At 69.8% G+C, this 14,658-nt stretch carries 13 protein-coding genes; 11 read left to right on the top strand and 2 right to left on the bottom strand.

All coding sequences use genetic code 11. The features are described 5' to 3' along the window. The first annotated feature begins 74 nt into the window (after nucleotides 1-74). From pheS to CLV54_RS11105, 10 genes are all read left to right on the top strand, one after another. Complete coding sequence (pheS, locus tag CLV54_RS11145; protein WP_100345076.1) at nucleotides 75-1,115, top strand: phenylalanine--tRNA ligase subunit alpha; 1,041 nt, start codon at nucleotides 75-77, stop codon at nucleotides 1,113-1,115. Between the two features lie 2 nt (nucleotides 1,116-1,117). After that, nucleotides 1,118-3,649, top strand: a complete 2,532-nt coding sequence (gene pheT / locus CLV54_RS11140; protein ID WP_100345075.1) for a phenylalanine--tRNA ligase subunit beta — start codon at nucleotides 1,118-1,120, stop codon at nucleotides 3,647-3,649. A gap of 64 nt (nucleotides 3,650-3,713) precedes the next feature. Beyond that, on the top strand, nucleotides 3,714-4,769 hold the full coding sequence (argC, locus tag CLV54_RS11135) for an N-acetyl-gamma-glutamyl-phosphate reductase (RefSeq protein ID WP_100345074.1): 1,056 nt from the start codon (nucleotides 3,714-3,716) through the stop codon (nucleotides 4,767-4,769). After that, complete coding sequence (gene argJ, locus CLV54_RS11130) at nucleotides 4,766-5,917, top strand: bifunctional glutamate N-acetyltransferase/amino-acid acetyltransferase ArgJ (protein ID WP_100345073.1); 1,152 nt, start codon at nucleotides 4,766-4,768, stop codon at nucleotides 5,915-5,917. The genes argC and argJ overlap by 4 nt, the downstream gene beginning before the upstream one ends. Nucleotides 5,918-5,919: 2 nt before the next feature. Continuing rightward, nucleotides 5,920-6,888: an acetylglutamate kinase gene (argB, locus tag CLV54_RS11125; RefSeq protein ID WP_100345072.1), complete on the top strand. Its 969-nt coding sequence runs from the start codon at nucleotides 5,920-5,922 to the stop codon at nucleotides 6,886-6,888. Continuing rightward, nucleotides 6,885-8,084, top strand: coding sequence for an acetylornithine transaminase (locus CLV54_RS11120; RefSeq protein WP_100345071.1), 1,200 nt, complete (start codon nucleotides 6,885-6,887; stop codon nucleotides 8,082-8,084). Before argB ends, CLV54_RS11120 begins: the two co-directional genes overlap by 4 nt. Nucleotides 8,085-8,115: 31 nt before the next feature. Next, complete coding sequence (gene argF, locus CLV54_RS11115; protein WP_100345070.1) at nucleotides 8,116-9,045, top strand: ornithine carbamoyltransferase; 930 nt, start codon at nucleotides 8,116-8,118, stop codon at nucleotides 9,043-9,045. 178 nt (nucleotides 9,046-9,223) lie between these two features. Beyond that, nucleotides 9,224-10,669 (top strand): argininosuccinate lyase, encoded by a 1,446-nt coding sequence (gene argH, locus CLV54_RS11110; RefSeq protein ID WP_100345069.1) that lies wholly within the window; start codon nucleotides 9,224-9,226, stop codon nucleotides 10,667-10,669. Beyond that, entirely contained in the window at nucleotides 10,669-10,815 is a 147-nt protein-coding gene (locus CLV54_RS17530; protein WP_157802934.1) for a hypothetical protein, read from the top strand. Before argH ends, CLV54_RS17530 begins: the two co-directional genes overlap by 1 nt. 3 nt (nucleotides 10,816-10,818) lie before the next feature. Continuing rightward, on the top strand, nucleotides 10,819-11,430 hold the full coding sequence (locus tag CLV54_RS11105) for a DNA-3-methyladenine glycosylase (protein ID WP_100345068.1): 612 nt from the start codon (nucleotides 10,819-10,821) through the stop codon (nucleotides 11,428-11,430). Between the two features lie 47 nt (nucleotides 11,431-11,477). On the opposite strand, the gene CLV54_RS11100 is transcribed toward CLV54_RS11105, so the two are convergent. Beyond that, nucleotides 11,478-12,065: a hypothetical protein gene (locus CLV54_RS11100; RefSeq protein WP_100345067.1), complete on the bottom strand. Its 588-nt coding sequence runs from the start codon at nucleotides 12,063-12,065 to the stop codon at nucleotides 11,478-11,480. Beyond that, on the bottom strand, nucleotides 12,062-12,748 hold the full coding sequence (locus CLV54_RS11095; RefSeq protein WP_100345066.1) for a DNA-binding protein: 687 nt from the start codon (nucleotides 12,746-12,748) through the stop codon (nucleotides 12,062-12,064). The genes CLV54_RS11100 and CLV54_RS11095 overlap by 4 nt, the downstream gene beginning before the upstream one ends. Before the next feature lie 179 nt (nucleotides 12,749-12,927). Between CLV54_RS11095 and tyrS the strand changes: the two genes are divergently transcribed. Then, nucleotides 12,928-14,232, top strand: coding sequence for a tyrosine--tRNA ligase (tyrS, locus tag CLV54_RS11090; RefSeq protein WP_100345065.1), 1,305 nt, complete (start codon nucleotides 12,928-12,930; stop codon nucleotides 14,230-14,232). The last annotated feature ends 426 nt before the right edge of the window (nucleotides 14,233-14,658 follow it).

The raw sequence follows: 14,658 nt of genomic DNA, 5'->3' as shown, positions 1-14,658 counted from the left end.
GGGCGCCGTGGCCCTCCACACATCGAGACCGGTGTGATCATCGGCGGCGGGCTCCTCCCGTAAACTTGGGACTCGTGTCAGATCCCACCCCCATCTCTGAAGAAGCGGTCGCCGCCGCGGTGGATGCCGCGCTCGGCGCCATCGACGAAGCGCACGACTCCACGGCGCTCAAGGCCGTGCGTGCCGCCCATCTCGGCGAGGCCTCGCCGCTCTCGCGATTCAACGCGAGCCTGCGCGACGTGCCCGCCGATCAGCGCGCCGCCCTCGGCAAGCTCGTCGGCCAGGCGAAGGGGCGGGTGAACCAGGCGTTCGCCGCGAAAGAGGCGCAGATCGTCGCGGCCGAGCTCGCCCAGCAGCTCGAGCAAGAGCGTCTGGACGTGACGGCCGTGGCCTCGCGCTGGACGCCGGGTGCGCGTCATCCGCTCTCCCTGCTGCAGGAGCGCATCGGCGACATCTTCGTGGGCATGGGCTGGGAGGTCGCCGAGGGCCCCGAGCTCGAGAGCGAGTGGTTCAACTTCGACGCCCTCAACTTCGACGCCGACCACCCGGCACGGGCCATGCAGGACACCTTCTTCGTCGAGCCCGCGGAGGCGCACCTCGTGCTGCGCACGCACACCTCGCCCGTGCAGGTGCGCTCGCTGCTCGACCGCGAGCTGCCGGTCTACGTCATCGCCCCGGGCCGGGTGTACCGCACCGACGAGCTCGACGCGACCCACACGCCCGTCTTCAGCCAGGTCGAGGGCATCGCGATCGACCGCGGCCTCACCATGGCGCACCTGCGCGGCACGCTCGAGCACTTCGCCCGGGCGATGTTCGGCGAGGGCGCGCAGATCCGCCTGCGCCCCAACTACTTCCCCTTCACCGAGCCGAGTGCCGAGATGGACGTCTGGCAGCCGAACGCCAAGGGCGGTGCGCGCTGGGTCGAGTGGGGCGGCTGCGGCATGGTCAACCCCAACGTGCTGCGCTCGGCGGGCATCGACCCCGATGAGTACTCGGGCTTCGCCTTCGGCATGGGCATCGAGCGCACCCTCCAGTTCCGCAACGAGCTCAACGACATGCGCGACATGGTCGAGGGCGATATCCGGTTCAGCCAGCAGTTCGGAATGGTGGTCTAGTCATGCGTGTACCCCTGAGCTGGCTCGCCGAGTTCGTCGACCTGCGCCCCGGAACCACCCCCGAAGACGTGCACGCGGCACTCGTGAAGGTCGGCCTCGAAGAGGAGGACCTGCACAGCTTCGAGATCAGCGGCCCCGTCGTCGTCGGCGAGGTGCTCGAGTTCGTCGACGAGCCGCAGAGCAACGGCAAGACCATCCGCTGGTGCCAGGTGCGGGTCGCGCCAGGCACCGAGACCGCCGCCGACGGCGGACCGGCCGTGCACGGCATCGTCTGCGGTGCGCACAACTTCGTCGTCGGCGATAAGGTCGTCGTCTCCCTCCCCGGCTCCGTCCTGCCCGGGCCGTTCCCGATCTCGGCGCGCAAGACCTACGGTCACGTCTCCGACGGCATGATCGCCTCCGCGCGCGAGCTCGGGCTCGGCGACGAGCACGAGGGCATCCTGCGTCTGACCACACTCGGGCTCGATCCCGAGGTGGGCACCGACGCGATCGCGCTCCTCGGGCTCGACGACTCCGCCATCGAGGTCAACGTGACGCCCGATCGCGGCTACGCGCTCTCGATCCGCGGCATCGCCCGCGAGTACTCGCACTCCACGGGGGCGGCCTTCCGCGATCCCGCGCTCGCCGTCGATCCCGTGCAGGCCGCAGGGTTCCCCGTGGTCATCGACGACCAGGCGCCCGTTCGCGATCGCATCGGGTCGACCGTGTTCGTCACGCGCGTCGTGCGAGGGGTGGATGCCACCCGCCCCACACCCGCGTGGATGATCGCGCGGCTCGGGCTCGCCGGCATCCGCTCGATCTCGCTCGCCGTCGACATCACCAACTACGTGATGCTCGAGCTCGGCCAGCCCATCCACGGCTACGACCTGGATCGTGTCTCGGGCGGCCTCACGGTGCGCCGTGCCACGCCGGGGGAGACGCTCGTCACCCTCGACGGTCAGACGCGCACGCTCCACCCCGAAGACCTCGTGATCGCCGACGACTCCGGGGCCATCGGCCTCGCGGGCGTCATGGGCGGCGCGGCGACCGAGATCTCGGCGTCGACCCACGACGTGCTCGTGGAGGCGGCGAACTTCGATCCCGTCTCGGTCGCACGCACGGCTCGCCGGCACAAGCTGCCGAGCGAGGCGTCGCGTCGTTTCGAGCGCGGTGTCGACCCGCAGGTGGCGCTCGCAGCCGCGGCGCGCGTCGTCCAACTGCTCGAACAGCTGGCCGGCGGCCAGGCCGTCGACCTCGGATCGTCGCACCACGCCGCTCCTGCGCCGACCCCGATCGAGCTGCCCTCGGGCTACGTCTCCGGTCTCATCGGCGTCGAGTTCGACGACGACGAGATCCGCAGCTCCCTCGCCGTGATCGGCGGCACGATCGTCGCGACGCCGAACGGCCTGACGGTCACTCCACCGAGCTGGCGCCCCGACCTCACGGGCAAGGCCGACCTCGCCGAGGAGGTCGCGCGCATCATCGGCTACGACCGCATCCCCTCGGTGCTGCCGGTCGCGCCGCCCGGCCGGGGCCTGACGCGCGAGCAGCAGGCGCGACGCCAGCTCGCGCAGGTGCTCGCGGCGGCGGGCTCGACCGAGGTGCTCGCCTACCCCTTCGTCTCGCAGGCCTCCAACGACCTCTTCGGGCGACCCGACGAGGGCGCCGTGCCCGCGATCCGGCTCGCGAACCCGCTCGACGGTGAGGTGCCGTACATGCGCACCTCACTGCTGCCCGGGCTCATCGAGATCGCCCGCCGCAACCTCTCCCGCGGGCTCACCGACCTCTCGCTCTACGAGGTCGGGCTCGTCTTCCTGCCCGAGGCCGGGCGCGACTACGGGCAGGCGCAGCTGCCGCCCGGTGCCGCCCTGCCGAGCTCGGCCGAGCTCGAGACGCTCGGCGCGGGCATCCCGCCCCAGCCCCGTCACACGGGTTTCCTCGCCCTCGGCAGCGCCGTCCCCAAGCAGAACGGCCAGGCGGCCGTGGCCGTCGGCATCGCCGACGCGCTCGCGGCCGTCGCCCAGATCGGTCTCGCCCTCGGGGTCGAGATCGAGGTGCGACAGGGATCGCACAAGGCCCTGCACCCGGGTCGCACGGCAGAGCTCGTCGCGACCGTCGACGGCGAGCGCCGGTCCGTCGGTTTCGCGGGCGAGCTGCTCCCGTCGCTCGCCGACGAGCTCGATCTGCCCCGGGTGGTGGCGGTCGCCGAGGTCGACGTGGAGGTGCTGCTCGCGGCATCCGCTGCAGACGTCGTCGCGCGGCCGATCTCGAGCTTCCCCGCCGCCACGCAAGACCTCTCCCTCGTGGTGCCGGTCGCCGTGCCGGCGGGCGAGGTGCTCGCCGCCGTCGTCGCGGGTGCCGGAGAGCTGCTCGAGAACGCGCGGCTCGTCGACGACTACCGGGGGGCCGGGATCGACGACGACCACAAGAGCCTCACCTTCGCCCTTCGCTTCCGCGCCCCCGACCGCACGCTCACGGCGGCGGAGGCGAGCGAGGCCAAGCTCGCGGGCGCCGCTCTCGCCGGTGAACGCTTCGGCGCGACGATCAGGGAGTAGGAGCGGCGACCGTGCCCGAGCGGTGCCGCAAGGAGGCACGCTCGGGAGTCGCTAGATTTGACGTATGACTTTTTCGGTGGCTGTGGTCGGCGCAAGCGGCTACGCAGGTGGCGAGCTGCTCCGTGTCCTCGCCGATCACCCTGAGTTCGAGGTGCGCACGGTCACCGCGAACCAGAGTGCCGGGCTTCCTCTCGGCGAGGTCGCGCCGCACCTCCGATCGCTCGCGCACCTGACCCTCCGCGAGACGACCCCCGAGGTGCTGGCCGGCCACGACGTCGTCTTCCTCGCGCTCCCGCACGGCATGTCGGGCGCGATCACCGAGGGCCTCGACCCGCAGACCCTCGTCGTCGACTGCGGCGCCGACCACCGGCTGACCGACGAGGCCGAGTGGGCGACGTTCTACGGCGGCGACTTCTACGGCGCCTGGCCGTACGGACTGCCCGAGCTGCTCCACGGTGGCACGGGCGGCTACGGCAAACAGCGCGAGCAGCTCGTCGGCGTCAAGCGCATCGCGGTTCCCGGGTGCAACGTGACCGCCGTGACCCTGGGTCTCGCGCCCGGGCTGCGTGCCGGCGTGATCAGCCCGCAAGACCTCGTGGCCGTGCTCGCGGTCGGTCCCTCCGGGGCGGGGAAGTCCCTCAAGCCGCACCTCCTCGCGAGCGAGATCCTCGGTTCCGCGATGCCGTATGCGGTCGGCGGCACCCATCGCCACGTTCCGGAGATCAGGCAGAACCTCCAGCTCACCGGAGCCGGAGCCGTGAGCATCTCGTTCACCCCCGTGCTCGTGCCCATGTCGCGCGGCATCCTCGCGACCGCGACGGCGCGACTCGAGCCGGGAGTGTCGGCCGCCGACGTGCGCGCCGCGTGGGAGCTCGCCTACAACGGCGAGCCGTTCGTGCACGTGCTGCCTGCGGGCCGGTTCCCGAAGACGGCGGATGTCGTCGGCGCCAACACCGCGCTCATCGGCCTCGCCGTCGACGAGGCGGCCGAGCGGGTCGTGACGATCACCGCGATCGACAACCTCGTCAAGGGCACGGCGGGCGCCGCCGTGCAATCGGCCAACATCGCCCTCGGCCTGCCCGAGACCCTGGGGCTCACCGTGAACGGAGTCGCCCCGTGAGCGTCACCACTCCCGCAGGCTTCGAGGCCAGCGGCATCGCGGCCGGGCTCAAGGCCTCCGGCAGATCCGATCTCGCCCTCGTCGTCAACCGCGGCCCGCTGCAGGCCGCCGCTGCTGTCTTCACGAGCAACCGCGCTCAGGCGAACCCCATCATCTGGTCGCGACAGGTCATCGGCGACGGCGTCGTCTCGGCCGTCGTCTTGAACTCGGGCGGTGCGAACTGCTTCACGGGAGCGGAGGGCTTCCAGACGACCCACGCGACCGCCGAGGCCGTCGCCACGGCCCTCGGCGTCTCGGCGGGCGATGTGCTGGTCTGCTCGACGGGTCTCATCGGCGACCAGCTCGACCGCGCGAAACTCCTCGCCGGAGTGGATGCCGCGGCGGCGGCCCTCGACGCGCGGGGCGGCCCCGACGCGGCGGCGGCGATCATGACCACCGACACGGTGCCGAAGGTCGCGAGCCATCGCGCCGACGGCTGGAGCATCGGCGGCATGGCCAAGGGCGCGGGTATGCTCGCCCCGGGCCTCGCGACGATGCTCGTCGTCGTCACGACCGATGCCGTGCTCGACTCGGCGCAGCTCGACGCCGCGCTGCGCGCAGCGACCCGGGTGAGCTTCGACAGGCTCGACAGCGACGGCTGCATGTCGACCAACGACCAGGTCACGCTCCTCGCGAGCGGGGCGTCCGGCGTCTCGCCCGAGTTCGCGGAGTTCGCCGTCGCGCTGACGGCGGTGTGCGCCGATCTCGCCGAGCAGCTGCAGTCCGACGCCGAGGGCGCCAGCCACGACATCCGCATCGAGGTGATCGGCGCCGCGAGCGAGGACGACGCGGTCGAGGTCGGCCGCTCGGTCGCACGCAACAACCTGTTCAAGGCCGCGGTCTTCGGCAACGACCCCAACTGGGGCAGGGTGCTCGCCGCGATCGGGACGACGTCGGCGGAGTTCGACCCCTACGACGTCGACGTCTCGATGAACGGCGTGCGGGTGTGCTCGGCGGGAGCCCCCGACCGCCCTCGTGACGAGGTCGATCTGAGCCCGCGAGCGGTGCACGTGCTCATCGATCTGAAGTCGGGCGAGAGTGCCGCGACGATCCTCACGAACGACCTCACGCACGACTACGTGCACGAGAACAGCGCGTACGCGAGTTGAGAATGGGCGACGACACGGTGATTCCCGAGAGCACGGGCACGAGCGCCACCCCGGGTGCGACGGCCTCGGGTGCCACGGCCACGGAGACGGCCGAGGCGCGCGTGAAGGCGGCGACGCTCATCGAGTCGCTGCCGTGGCTCAAGCGCTTCCACGACCAGATCGTCGTCGTGAAGTTCGGCGGCAACGCGATGGTGAGCGAGGAGCTGCAGCGCAGCTTCGCCGAAGACATGGTCTACCTGCGATACGCGGGCCTGCGCCCCGTCGTCGTGCACGGCGGCGGCCCGCAGATCTCGAGCATGCTCGAGAGGCTCGGCATCGAGAGCGAGTTCCGCGGCGGCTACCGTGTCACGAGCCCCGAGGCGATGGACGTCGTGCGGATGGTTCTGAGCGGCGGCATCAACCGCGAGCTCGTGAGCCACATCAACGAGCACGGTCCGCTCGCGGCAGGCCTCTCCGGTGAAGACGCCGGCCTCTTCCGCGGGCGCCGGCGCGGCGCGGTCATCGACGGCGAGGAGGTCGACCTCGGCCTCGTCGGCGACGTCGTGGGCGTCGACCCGCAGGCCGTGATCGCGCAGCTCGACGCGGGCCGCATCCCCGTCGTCTCCTCGATCGCCCCCGACATGGATGTGCCGGGGCAGTCCCTCAACGTCAACGCCGACTCGGCAGCCGCAGCGCTCGCGGTCGCCCTGGGGGCCGCGAAGCTCGTGATCCTCACCGACGTCGCAGGGCTCTACAGCGACTGGCCGAACCGCGACTCGCTCGTCTCCGTCATCACGAGCGACGAGCTGCGCAGCCTGCTCCCGTCGCTCGAGTCGGGAATGATCCCGAAGATGGCGGCGTGCCTCGAGGCGGTCGACGGCGGCGTCGCGAAGTCGGCGATCATCGATGGGAGGATCGAGCACTCGATCCTCCTCGAAATTTTCACACAGAGTGGGATCGGCACCGAGGTCGTTCCCGTGGAGGCGGCATGACCACGAACGCGCAGTGGACCGAACGGTTCGACGCGACCCTCATGAAGACGATCTCGACCCCGCAGGCGCTCCTGACCCGTGGCGAGGGCTGCTACGTCTGGGATTCCGAGGGCATCAGGTATCTCGACTTCCTCGCGGGCATCGCCGTGAACTCGCTCGGCCACGCCCACCCGGCGCTCGTCGCCGCGGTCACGGAGCAGGTCTCGACCCTCGTGCACGTCTCCAACTACTTCTCGACGCAGCCGCAGCTCGACCTCGCCGAGCGCCTGCTGCGCCTGACCGGGGCACGCGACGGCGGTGGCCGGGTGTACTTCTGCAACTCGGGCACCGAGGCGAACGAGGCGGCATTCAAGCTCGCGCGCCTCAACAACCCCAACGGCTCGCGCACCCGCATCATCGCGATGACGAACTCGTTCCACGGCCGCACGATGGGGGCCATGACTCTCACGGGCAAGCCGGCCATGAGCGATCCGTTCGTGCCGCTGCCGGGCGGGGTCGAGCACATCGACTCCACGATCGAAGCGCTGGATGCCGCGATCGACGACAGCGTGGCCGCGGTCTTCATCGAGCCCATCAAGGGCGAGGCCGGTGTGCTCGAACTGCCGGAGGGCTTCCTGCGTCACGCCCGCGAGCTGACCGAGCGCTGCGGCGCGCTGCTCGTCCTCGACGAGATCCAGACCGGAGTCGGCCGCACGGGGGAGTGGTTCGCCTACCAGCACGAGGGTGTGGTGCCCGACGCGATCACCCTCGCGAAGGGCCTGGCCGGCGGCATCCCCATCGGCGCCCTCGTGACCTTCGGATGGGCATCCGACCTCTTCTCCAAGGGGCAGCACGGAAGCACCTTCGGCGGCAACCCGTTCGCGACCTCCGCCGCCAACGCCGTGCTCGAGCACATCGAGACGGCCGGCCTCGTCGAGAACGCGGCCCGGCGCGGCGCTCAGCTGCGCGAGATCATCCTCGGCTTCGACTCGCCCCTCGTCTCCGAGGTGCGCGGGAGGGGTCTGCTCATCGGAATCGGGCTCGAGCAGCCGGTGGCCGCTCAGCTCCATGCCGCCGCCTTCCGCGAGGGGCTCATCGTGAACGCCCCGAACGAGTCGAGCATCAGGATCGCTCCGCCGCTCATCGTCGGCGACGCCGAGATCGACGACTTCGCACGACGGTTCGGAGCGGCGCTCGAGTCGCTCCCGACCCAGTAACCTGGTTGCTCCACGAACACGAAAGCGATCCATGACCCGCCACTTCTTGCGCGACGACGACATCACTCCGGCCGAGCAGGCGCAGATCCTCGATCTCGCCCTTGAGCTGAAGCGAGACCGTTTCGCGCGCAAGCCCCTCGAAGGGCCGCAGACGGTCGCCGTGATCTTCGACAAGTCGTCGACGCGCACCCGGGTGTCGTTCGCGGTGGGCATCGCCGACCTCGGCGGCAGCCCGCTCATCATCAGCACCGCCAACAGCCAGCTCGGCGGCAAGGAGACGGCCTCCGACACGGCTCGGGTGCTCGAGCGCCAGGTCGCCGCGATCGTCTGGCGCACCTACGCCCAGAGCGGGCTCGAGCAGATGGCGCAGGGCACGACGGTCCCCGTCGTCAACGCGCTCTCCGACGACTTCCACCCCTGCCAGCTGCTCGCCGACCTGCTCACGATCCGCGAGCAGCGCGGTGAGCTCGCGGGTCTCACCCTCGCCTTCTTCGGCGACGGGGCGAGCAACATGGCGCAGTCGTATCTGCTCGCGGGTGCGACGGCGGGCATGCACGTGCGCGTCGCCTCGCCGGCCGAGTACTCGCCGTCCGACTCGGTCGTGCGGGATGCCGATGCCATCGCCGCGCAGACCGGCGGGTCGATCGAGCTCTACACCGATCCCCTCGAGGCCGCGGCGAACGCCGACATCATCGTGACCGACACCTGGGTCTCGATGGGCAAAGAAGAGGAGAAGGCCGCGCGGCTCACCGTCTTCGGCGGCTATCGCGTCGACACCGAGCTCATGGCGCTCGCGCGCCCCGACGCGCTTTTTATGCACTGCCTGCCCGCAGACCGCGGGTACGAGGTCGCGGCCGACGTCATCGACGGCCCGCAGAGCGTCATCTGGGACGAGGCCGAGAACCGGCTGCACGCGCAGAAGGCTCTGCTCGTCTGGCTTCTGGAGCGCGCCGCGGCGTAGCGGAGGCCGCCGAGGCCGGCCGGTGCCTGCCCATACACTGGAGAAGAACCACTTTCTGAAGGAGAACGATGTCGGACCGCGTTGCGCTGGCCCATTCGGACGGCCTCGACACCTCCGCCGGTGTCGGCCGGCCGCAGTATGCGTCGGGCAGCGAGCTCGTGGTGAGCGGGGCCGGCGTATGACGGGCGAGGTCGCGAACCGCGCGGGCGAGGCCGGCTCCCTCTGGGGCGGCCGTTTCGCGGGCGGCCCGGCTCCCGAGCTCGCCGCTCTCAGCAAGTCGACGCACTTCGACTGGCAGCTCGCCGAGTACGACCTCGCCGGCTCACGGGCGCACGCCCGTGCACTCGCGGCGGCGGGGTACTTGAGTCCCGACGAGCTCACGGCCATGATCGACGCCCTCGACCGGCTCGAGCAGGCCGTCGTCGACGGGCGGTTCCGGCCCGAGGAGAGCGACGAAGACGTGCACTCGGCGCTCGAGCGCGGCCTCATCGATCTGGCCGGCGGCGAGCTGGGCGGCAAACTGCGCGCCGGGCGCAGCCGCAACGACCAGATCGCGACACTCGTGCGTCTGCTGCTGCGCGACCACGCCGCCATCCTCTCGCACCAGCTCGTCGGCCTCATCGACGCGATCGTGGCTCAGGCCGAGGCCAACCTCGAAGCGATCATGCCGGGTCGCACCCACCTCCAGCACGCGCAACCCGTGCTGCTGGCCCACCACCTCCTCGCGCACTGCTGGCCGCTCGTGCGCGATCTCGAACGCTTCGACGACTGGGGCAGGCGCGTCAACGCGTCGCCGTACGGGTCGGGCGCCCTCGCGGGCAACACCCTCGGGCTCGACGCCGGCCTCGTCGCCTCCGAGCTCGGGTTCGCACGGGTCGTCGAGAACTCGATCGACGGAACCGCGAGCCGCGACCTCGTCGCCGAGTTCGCCTACGTCGCGGCGCAGATCGGCATCGACCTCTCCCGTTTCGCCGAGGAGATCATCCTCTGGAACACCAAGGAGTTCGACTTCGTCACCCTCGACGACTCCTATTCGACCGGCTCGTCGATCATGCCGCAGAAGAAGAACCCCGACATCGCCGAGCTCGCCCGGGGCAAGGCCGGCCGGCTCATCGGCAACCTGAGCGGCCTGCTCGCGACGCTCAAAGGTCTGCCGCTCGCCTACAACCGCGACCTGCAGGAAGACAAAGAACCGGTCTTCGACTCGATCCGCACCCTCGAAGTGCTCCTCCCGGCGTTCACGGGCATGGTCGCGACCCTGCGGTTCAACACCGAGCGGATGGCGCAGCTCGCCCCGCAAGGCTTCTCCCTCGCCACGGATGTCGCCGAATGGCTCGTCAAACAGCACGTTCCCTTCCGCGACGCCCACGAGATCACCGGCTCCCTCGTGCGCTTCGCCGAGCAGAACGGCCTCGAGCTCGAGGAGCTGAGCGACTCCCAGCTCGCCGAGGTGTCGGCCCTCCTGACCCCCGAGGTGCGCAGCGTGCTGACGATCCGCGGATCGGTGGAGAGCCGGTCGGGCATCGGCGGCACGGCCCCCGTGCGGGTGGCCGAACAGCTGATCGAGCTCACCAAGCGGGTGGCGACGGTCGCGGCATCCATCGAACGGGGAGGAACCGCCTGATGACCTTCGGCAGACAGCCCAGGGAACGGCCCGAGAAGAAGCCGCCGAAGTACCCGTGGATCATCCCGGCCGTCGTGGCGCTCGCCATCGTCGTGGTGGTCGGCGGCATCATCATCTCGGTCGCGCTGGGCGTGCGGCTCTTCTGACCCGTGTTCGATGAGCCCGCCGTCGTGGTCGCACCCCGCCTGCTCGGTGCGGTGCTGACCCACGAGAGCGACGAGGGCCCGGTCTCCGTGCGCATCACCGAGGTCGAGGCCTATCTGGGGGTCGGCATCGATCCCGGTTCGCACTCCTTCCGGGGCCGCACGCCGCGCAACAGCGTGATGTTCGGCGAACCAGGGCATCTCTACACCTACTTCACCTACGGCATGCACACCTGCGCGAACATCGTCTGCTCGCCCGAAGGCGAGTCCTCGGCGCTGCTGCTGCGGGCGGGCGAGATCGTCGGCGGTGCGGATGTCGCGCGCCGTCGTCGTGGTGAGCAGGTGCCGGCTCGCGATCTCGCGCGGGGCCCCGCCCGTCTGACCGTGGCCCTCGGCATCCGTCTCTCCCAGAACGGGGCGGCGCTGTTCGAGCCGCCGTTCTCCGTCACACCGGCGTCCGTTCCGGCGCCGTTCCTGTCCGGCCCGCGGGTCGGGGTGAGCGGGGACGGCGGCAGCGACGCCTTCCCGTGGCGGTTCTGGATCGCCGACGACCCGACCGTGTCGGCCTACCGCAAGAGCGTGCCGCGTCGGCGGAAACCCGGGCCGACCGTCTCGTAGGCCGCGAGGGCGGGAGCGCGCACGCCTGTCGTCGCGCTGTTCCTGCGTTATGCCGTCATCAGGCGCACGAGGATCGCGCTCGCGCAGGCCCAGCCGATGCTCGCGAGGGTGCCGATGATGAACCGCTCCCGGGCCTCCGCAGCCGCGAGCTCGGTGAACCGGCCGACACCTTTGACGGCCACGACGACGGCGATCCCCTCCGGGAAACCGGCCAGGATCGTGCCCGCGATTGCTGCCCGCTCCAGCAGACCGATCATCAGCCCGCCGCGCAAGACCTCGTGGGGTGCCGTCGTGACGCCCGTTCGCGAGTCGTCGTCGACGACGATGCCGCCGTGCAGACCCGCTGTGACACTGCCCTTGGTCGCGAGGCTCAGGATCCAGGTGGCGGCGGGGGCGCCGCCGACGACCGCGAGGGCGAGGGTGATCGCGCCGAGCACGATGGCGTAGCCGGGGCCGGGGGTCGGGTTGGGCAGGCAGGCGAAGCCGATCGCGAGCGCCAGTGAGGCGGCCGAGGAGGCGATGAGCGTGTGCTTGCCGAGCCAGACGGCGAGCACCGCGAGCAGCAGGGCCGCGGCGGCGAGCATGAGCACGCCGCCCTCGAGCAGCAGCGGGGCGAGGAGGAACGAATGCGTCATGAAGTGGTTTCCTCGCTTGTCGACAGCCGATCGAGTTCGTCCAGCAGCCTAACAAGCGATGGCTGCGCCGCGAGGTCGAATCTGATCCCCGCCGCCGATGCCCGTGCGCTCGCGGCCTGGGGGGTGATTCCGAGCTCGGATGCCGCGGCCCGCTGCGTCGCGCCCGCCGCGACGAGATCGAACAGCTCCCACCCTTCCGGGGTCCTGCGTGAGCGGATGAACAGGAGCAGGTTCATGAGCGCCTCGACGGTGTCGGCGGCGGAGCCGGCCGCTGGAGCGGCATCCTGCCCGGTGCCGGTGCCGGTGCCGGTGCCGGTGCCGGGCAGGATGCCGGAGGTGTCCGTGTCGACCGCGAAGCGCAGGGTGGCCTTCTTCGCGCGGCCGACGGCGTCGCGTGCGGAGATGAAAGCGGATCCGGTGGCTTCCCGTGTCGCCTCCGGCAGGGGCGTGAGCACCTGGCCGGCGCCCAGGCCGATCGACCAGTGCCCCGATCGGGCGAGCAGGAGGATCACCTCGAGCGCGATCTCGCCCGACGGCGCGATGAGCTGGATCTCGTCGCCTGCCGTGCGGTCGACCGGAAGGGGGAGCGCCGAGCCGTACCGCCCGTTGATCGTCTCGACGGCCGCTCCGGCCTCGTCGGCGTTGTGCCTGCTGCGCACCTGGTCTGCGGTGATCACGAGCACTGGGCTTTCCTTTCGTCATGACAAGCCTTTGAGCTTGTTACTTCACACATCAAGCCTAAAGCATTGATAATAACAGTATCAACCCCTCAGGCTTTACCGCGCGGAAGGAGAACAGGGTGAGGGCAGGGTGAGGAGTGGATGGCAGTCGCAGGCTTCCTCGGCTTGGTACGGTAGACGACGTGTCCGGCACCAGCGAAAACCTCAGCATCCAGCACAACGATCCGAGCTTCCCCTCCGTCTGGGAAGAGCTCCAGTGGCGGGGCCTCGTCCACGTCTCGACCGACGAGGTCGAGCTGCAGCGGGTGCTGTCCGGAGAGCCCATCACCTTCTACTGCGGCTTCGACCCCACGGCGCCGAGCCTGCATCTCGGCAATCTCGTTCAGCTCCTCGTCATGCGGCGGCTCCAGCTGGCGGGGCACAAGCCCCTGGGCCTCGTCGGCGGCTCGACAGGCCTCATCGGCGATCCGCGGCCCTCCGCCGAACGCACCCTCAACACCAAAGACGTCGTCGCCGACTGGGTGAACCGTCTGCGGGGGCAGGTGGAGAACTACCTCAGCTTCGAGGGCGACAACGCCGCACGGATGGTCAACAACCTCGACTGGACGGCATCCCTCAGCGCGATCGACTTCCTGCGAGACGTCGGCAAGCACTACCGGGTCGGCACGATGCTCAAAAAGGATGCCGTGAGCGCGAGGCTCAACTCCGAAGCGGGTATCAGCTACACCGAGTTCAGCTACCAGATCCTGCAGGGCTACGACTTCCTCGAGCTCTACCGGACGTACGGCTGCACCCTGCAGACCGGCGGCTCCGATCAGTGGGGAAACCTCACGAGCGGCACCGACCTCATCCATCGCGTCGAACGGGGGAGTGCGCACGCCATCGGCACGCCGCTCATCACGAACTCCGACGGCACCAAGTTCGGCAAGAGCGAGGGCAACGCGATCTGGCTCGACCCGGAGATGACGAGTCCGTACGCCTTCTACCAGTTCTGGCTCAACACCGACGACGGCGACGTCATCCCGCGGCTCAAGGTCTTCAGCTTCCTGAGCAGGGAGGAGATCGAGAGGCTCGAGTCCGTCGTGGCGGAGCAGCCGTTCAAGCGCGAGGCCCAGAGAGTGCTCGCCGACGAGGTGACGAGCCTCGTGCACGGGCGAGCGGCGACGGATGCCGCGATAGCAGCCGCGCAGGCGCTCTTCGGGCAGGGCGATCTCGAGTCGCTCGACCCGCGCACGCTCGAGGCCGCTCTCCGTGAGCTCCCCAACACGACGACTCCACCGACCACGACCCTCGCGCAGCTCCTCGTCGACACCGGACTGAGTCCGAGTCTGAGCGCTGCTCGTCGGTCGATCGCGGAGGGTGGCGTCTACCTCGACAACGTCAAGGTGCAGAGCGAGACGCAGACTCTCGCCGAGACGGTTCCGGATGCCGCGATGGCCGTCCTCCGGCGCGGGAAGAAGACTCTCGCCGGCGTCTTCATCGAGTGAGAACAGGGGCTCGCCCAGCGCGACACGCCCGGCCGACACGCAGGATTTGCGCCGATCGCGAGAGCCCCGTAATGTTCTAACTCGTCACCCCAAAGGTGCGGGAAAGCCGAAGAGCTTCCCGGCCTCAAGCGGGGCCAATCAAGAAAGCTTCAGCTCCTCCTCTTGTAGGTCGAGCTGGCCAGGCCTAAGATTGAAAACCCACTCCACGAGTTCTCCGGAACATCGAGACAGTTGTGTTCTCTGAACACGAAGTTCTCGAGTTGTTCACGAGAGTCTCGAAAGGTGGTAAGGTAGAGAAGTTGCCCTAAAGCCGGTCGGAAGACCTCAATTAGGTGCGTCCGTTCCTTGAGAACTCAACAGCGTGCACATTGTCAAATGCCAATTTTTACCTCGGGCACTGGCTGGCAGTTTTTTTGTTGGTTGGTG

Origin of the sequence: Compostimonas suwonensis (assembly GCF_002797855.1) — a bacterium.
Classification (GTDB): Bacteria; Actinomycetota; Actinomycetes; order Actinomycetales; family Microbacteriaceae; genus Compostimonas; species Compostimonas suwonensis.
This window is presented reverse-complemented; position numbering and strand designations above follow the sequence as displayed.

Excerpts from the sequence above, each read along its gene's own strand:
- pheT (WP_100345075.1), top strand. The coding sequence starts at position 1,118 with ATGCGTGTACCCCTGAGCTGGCTCGCCGAGTTCGTCGACCTGCGCCCC.
- argC (WP_100345074.1), top strand. The coding sequence starts at position 3,714 with ATGACTTTTTCGGTGGCTGTGGTCGGCGCAAGCGGCTACGCAGGTGGC.
- argB (WP_100345072.1), top strand. The coding sequence starts at position 5,920 with ATGGGCGACGACACGGTGATTCCCGAGAGCACGGGCACGAGCGCCACC.
- CLV54_RS11120 (WP_100345071.1), top strand. The coding sequence starts at position 6,885 with ATGACCACGAACGCGCAGTGGACCGAACGGTTCGACGCGACCCTCATG.
- argF (WP_100345070.1), top strand. The coding sequence starts at position 8,116 with ATGACCCGCCACTTCTTGCGCGACGACGACATCACTCCGGCCGAGCAG.
- argH (WP_100345069.1), top strand. The coding sequence starts at position 9,224 with ATGACGGGCGAGGTCGCGAACCGCGCGGGCGAGGCCGGCTCCCTCTGG.
- CLV54_RS17530 (WP_157802934.1), top strand. The coding sequence starts at position 10,669 with ATGACCTTCGGCAGACAGCCCAGGGAACGGCCCGAGAAGAAGCCGCCG.
- CLV54_RS11100 (WP_100345067.1), bottom strand. The coding sequence starts at position 12,065 with ATGACGCATTCGTTCCTCCTCGCCCCGCTGCTGCTCGAGGGCGGCGTG.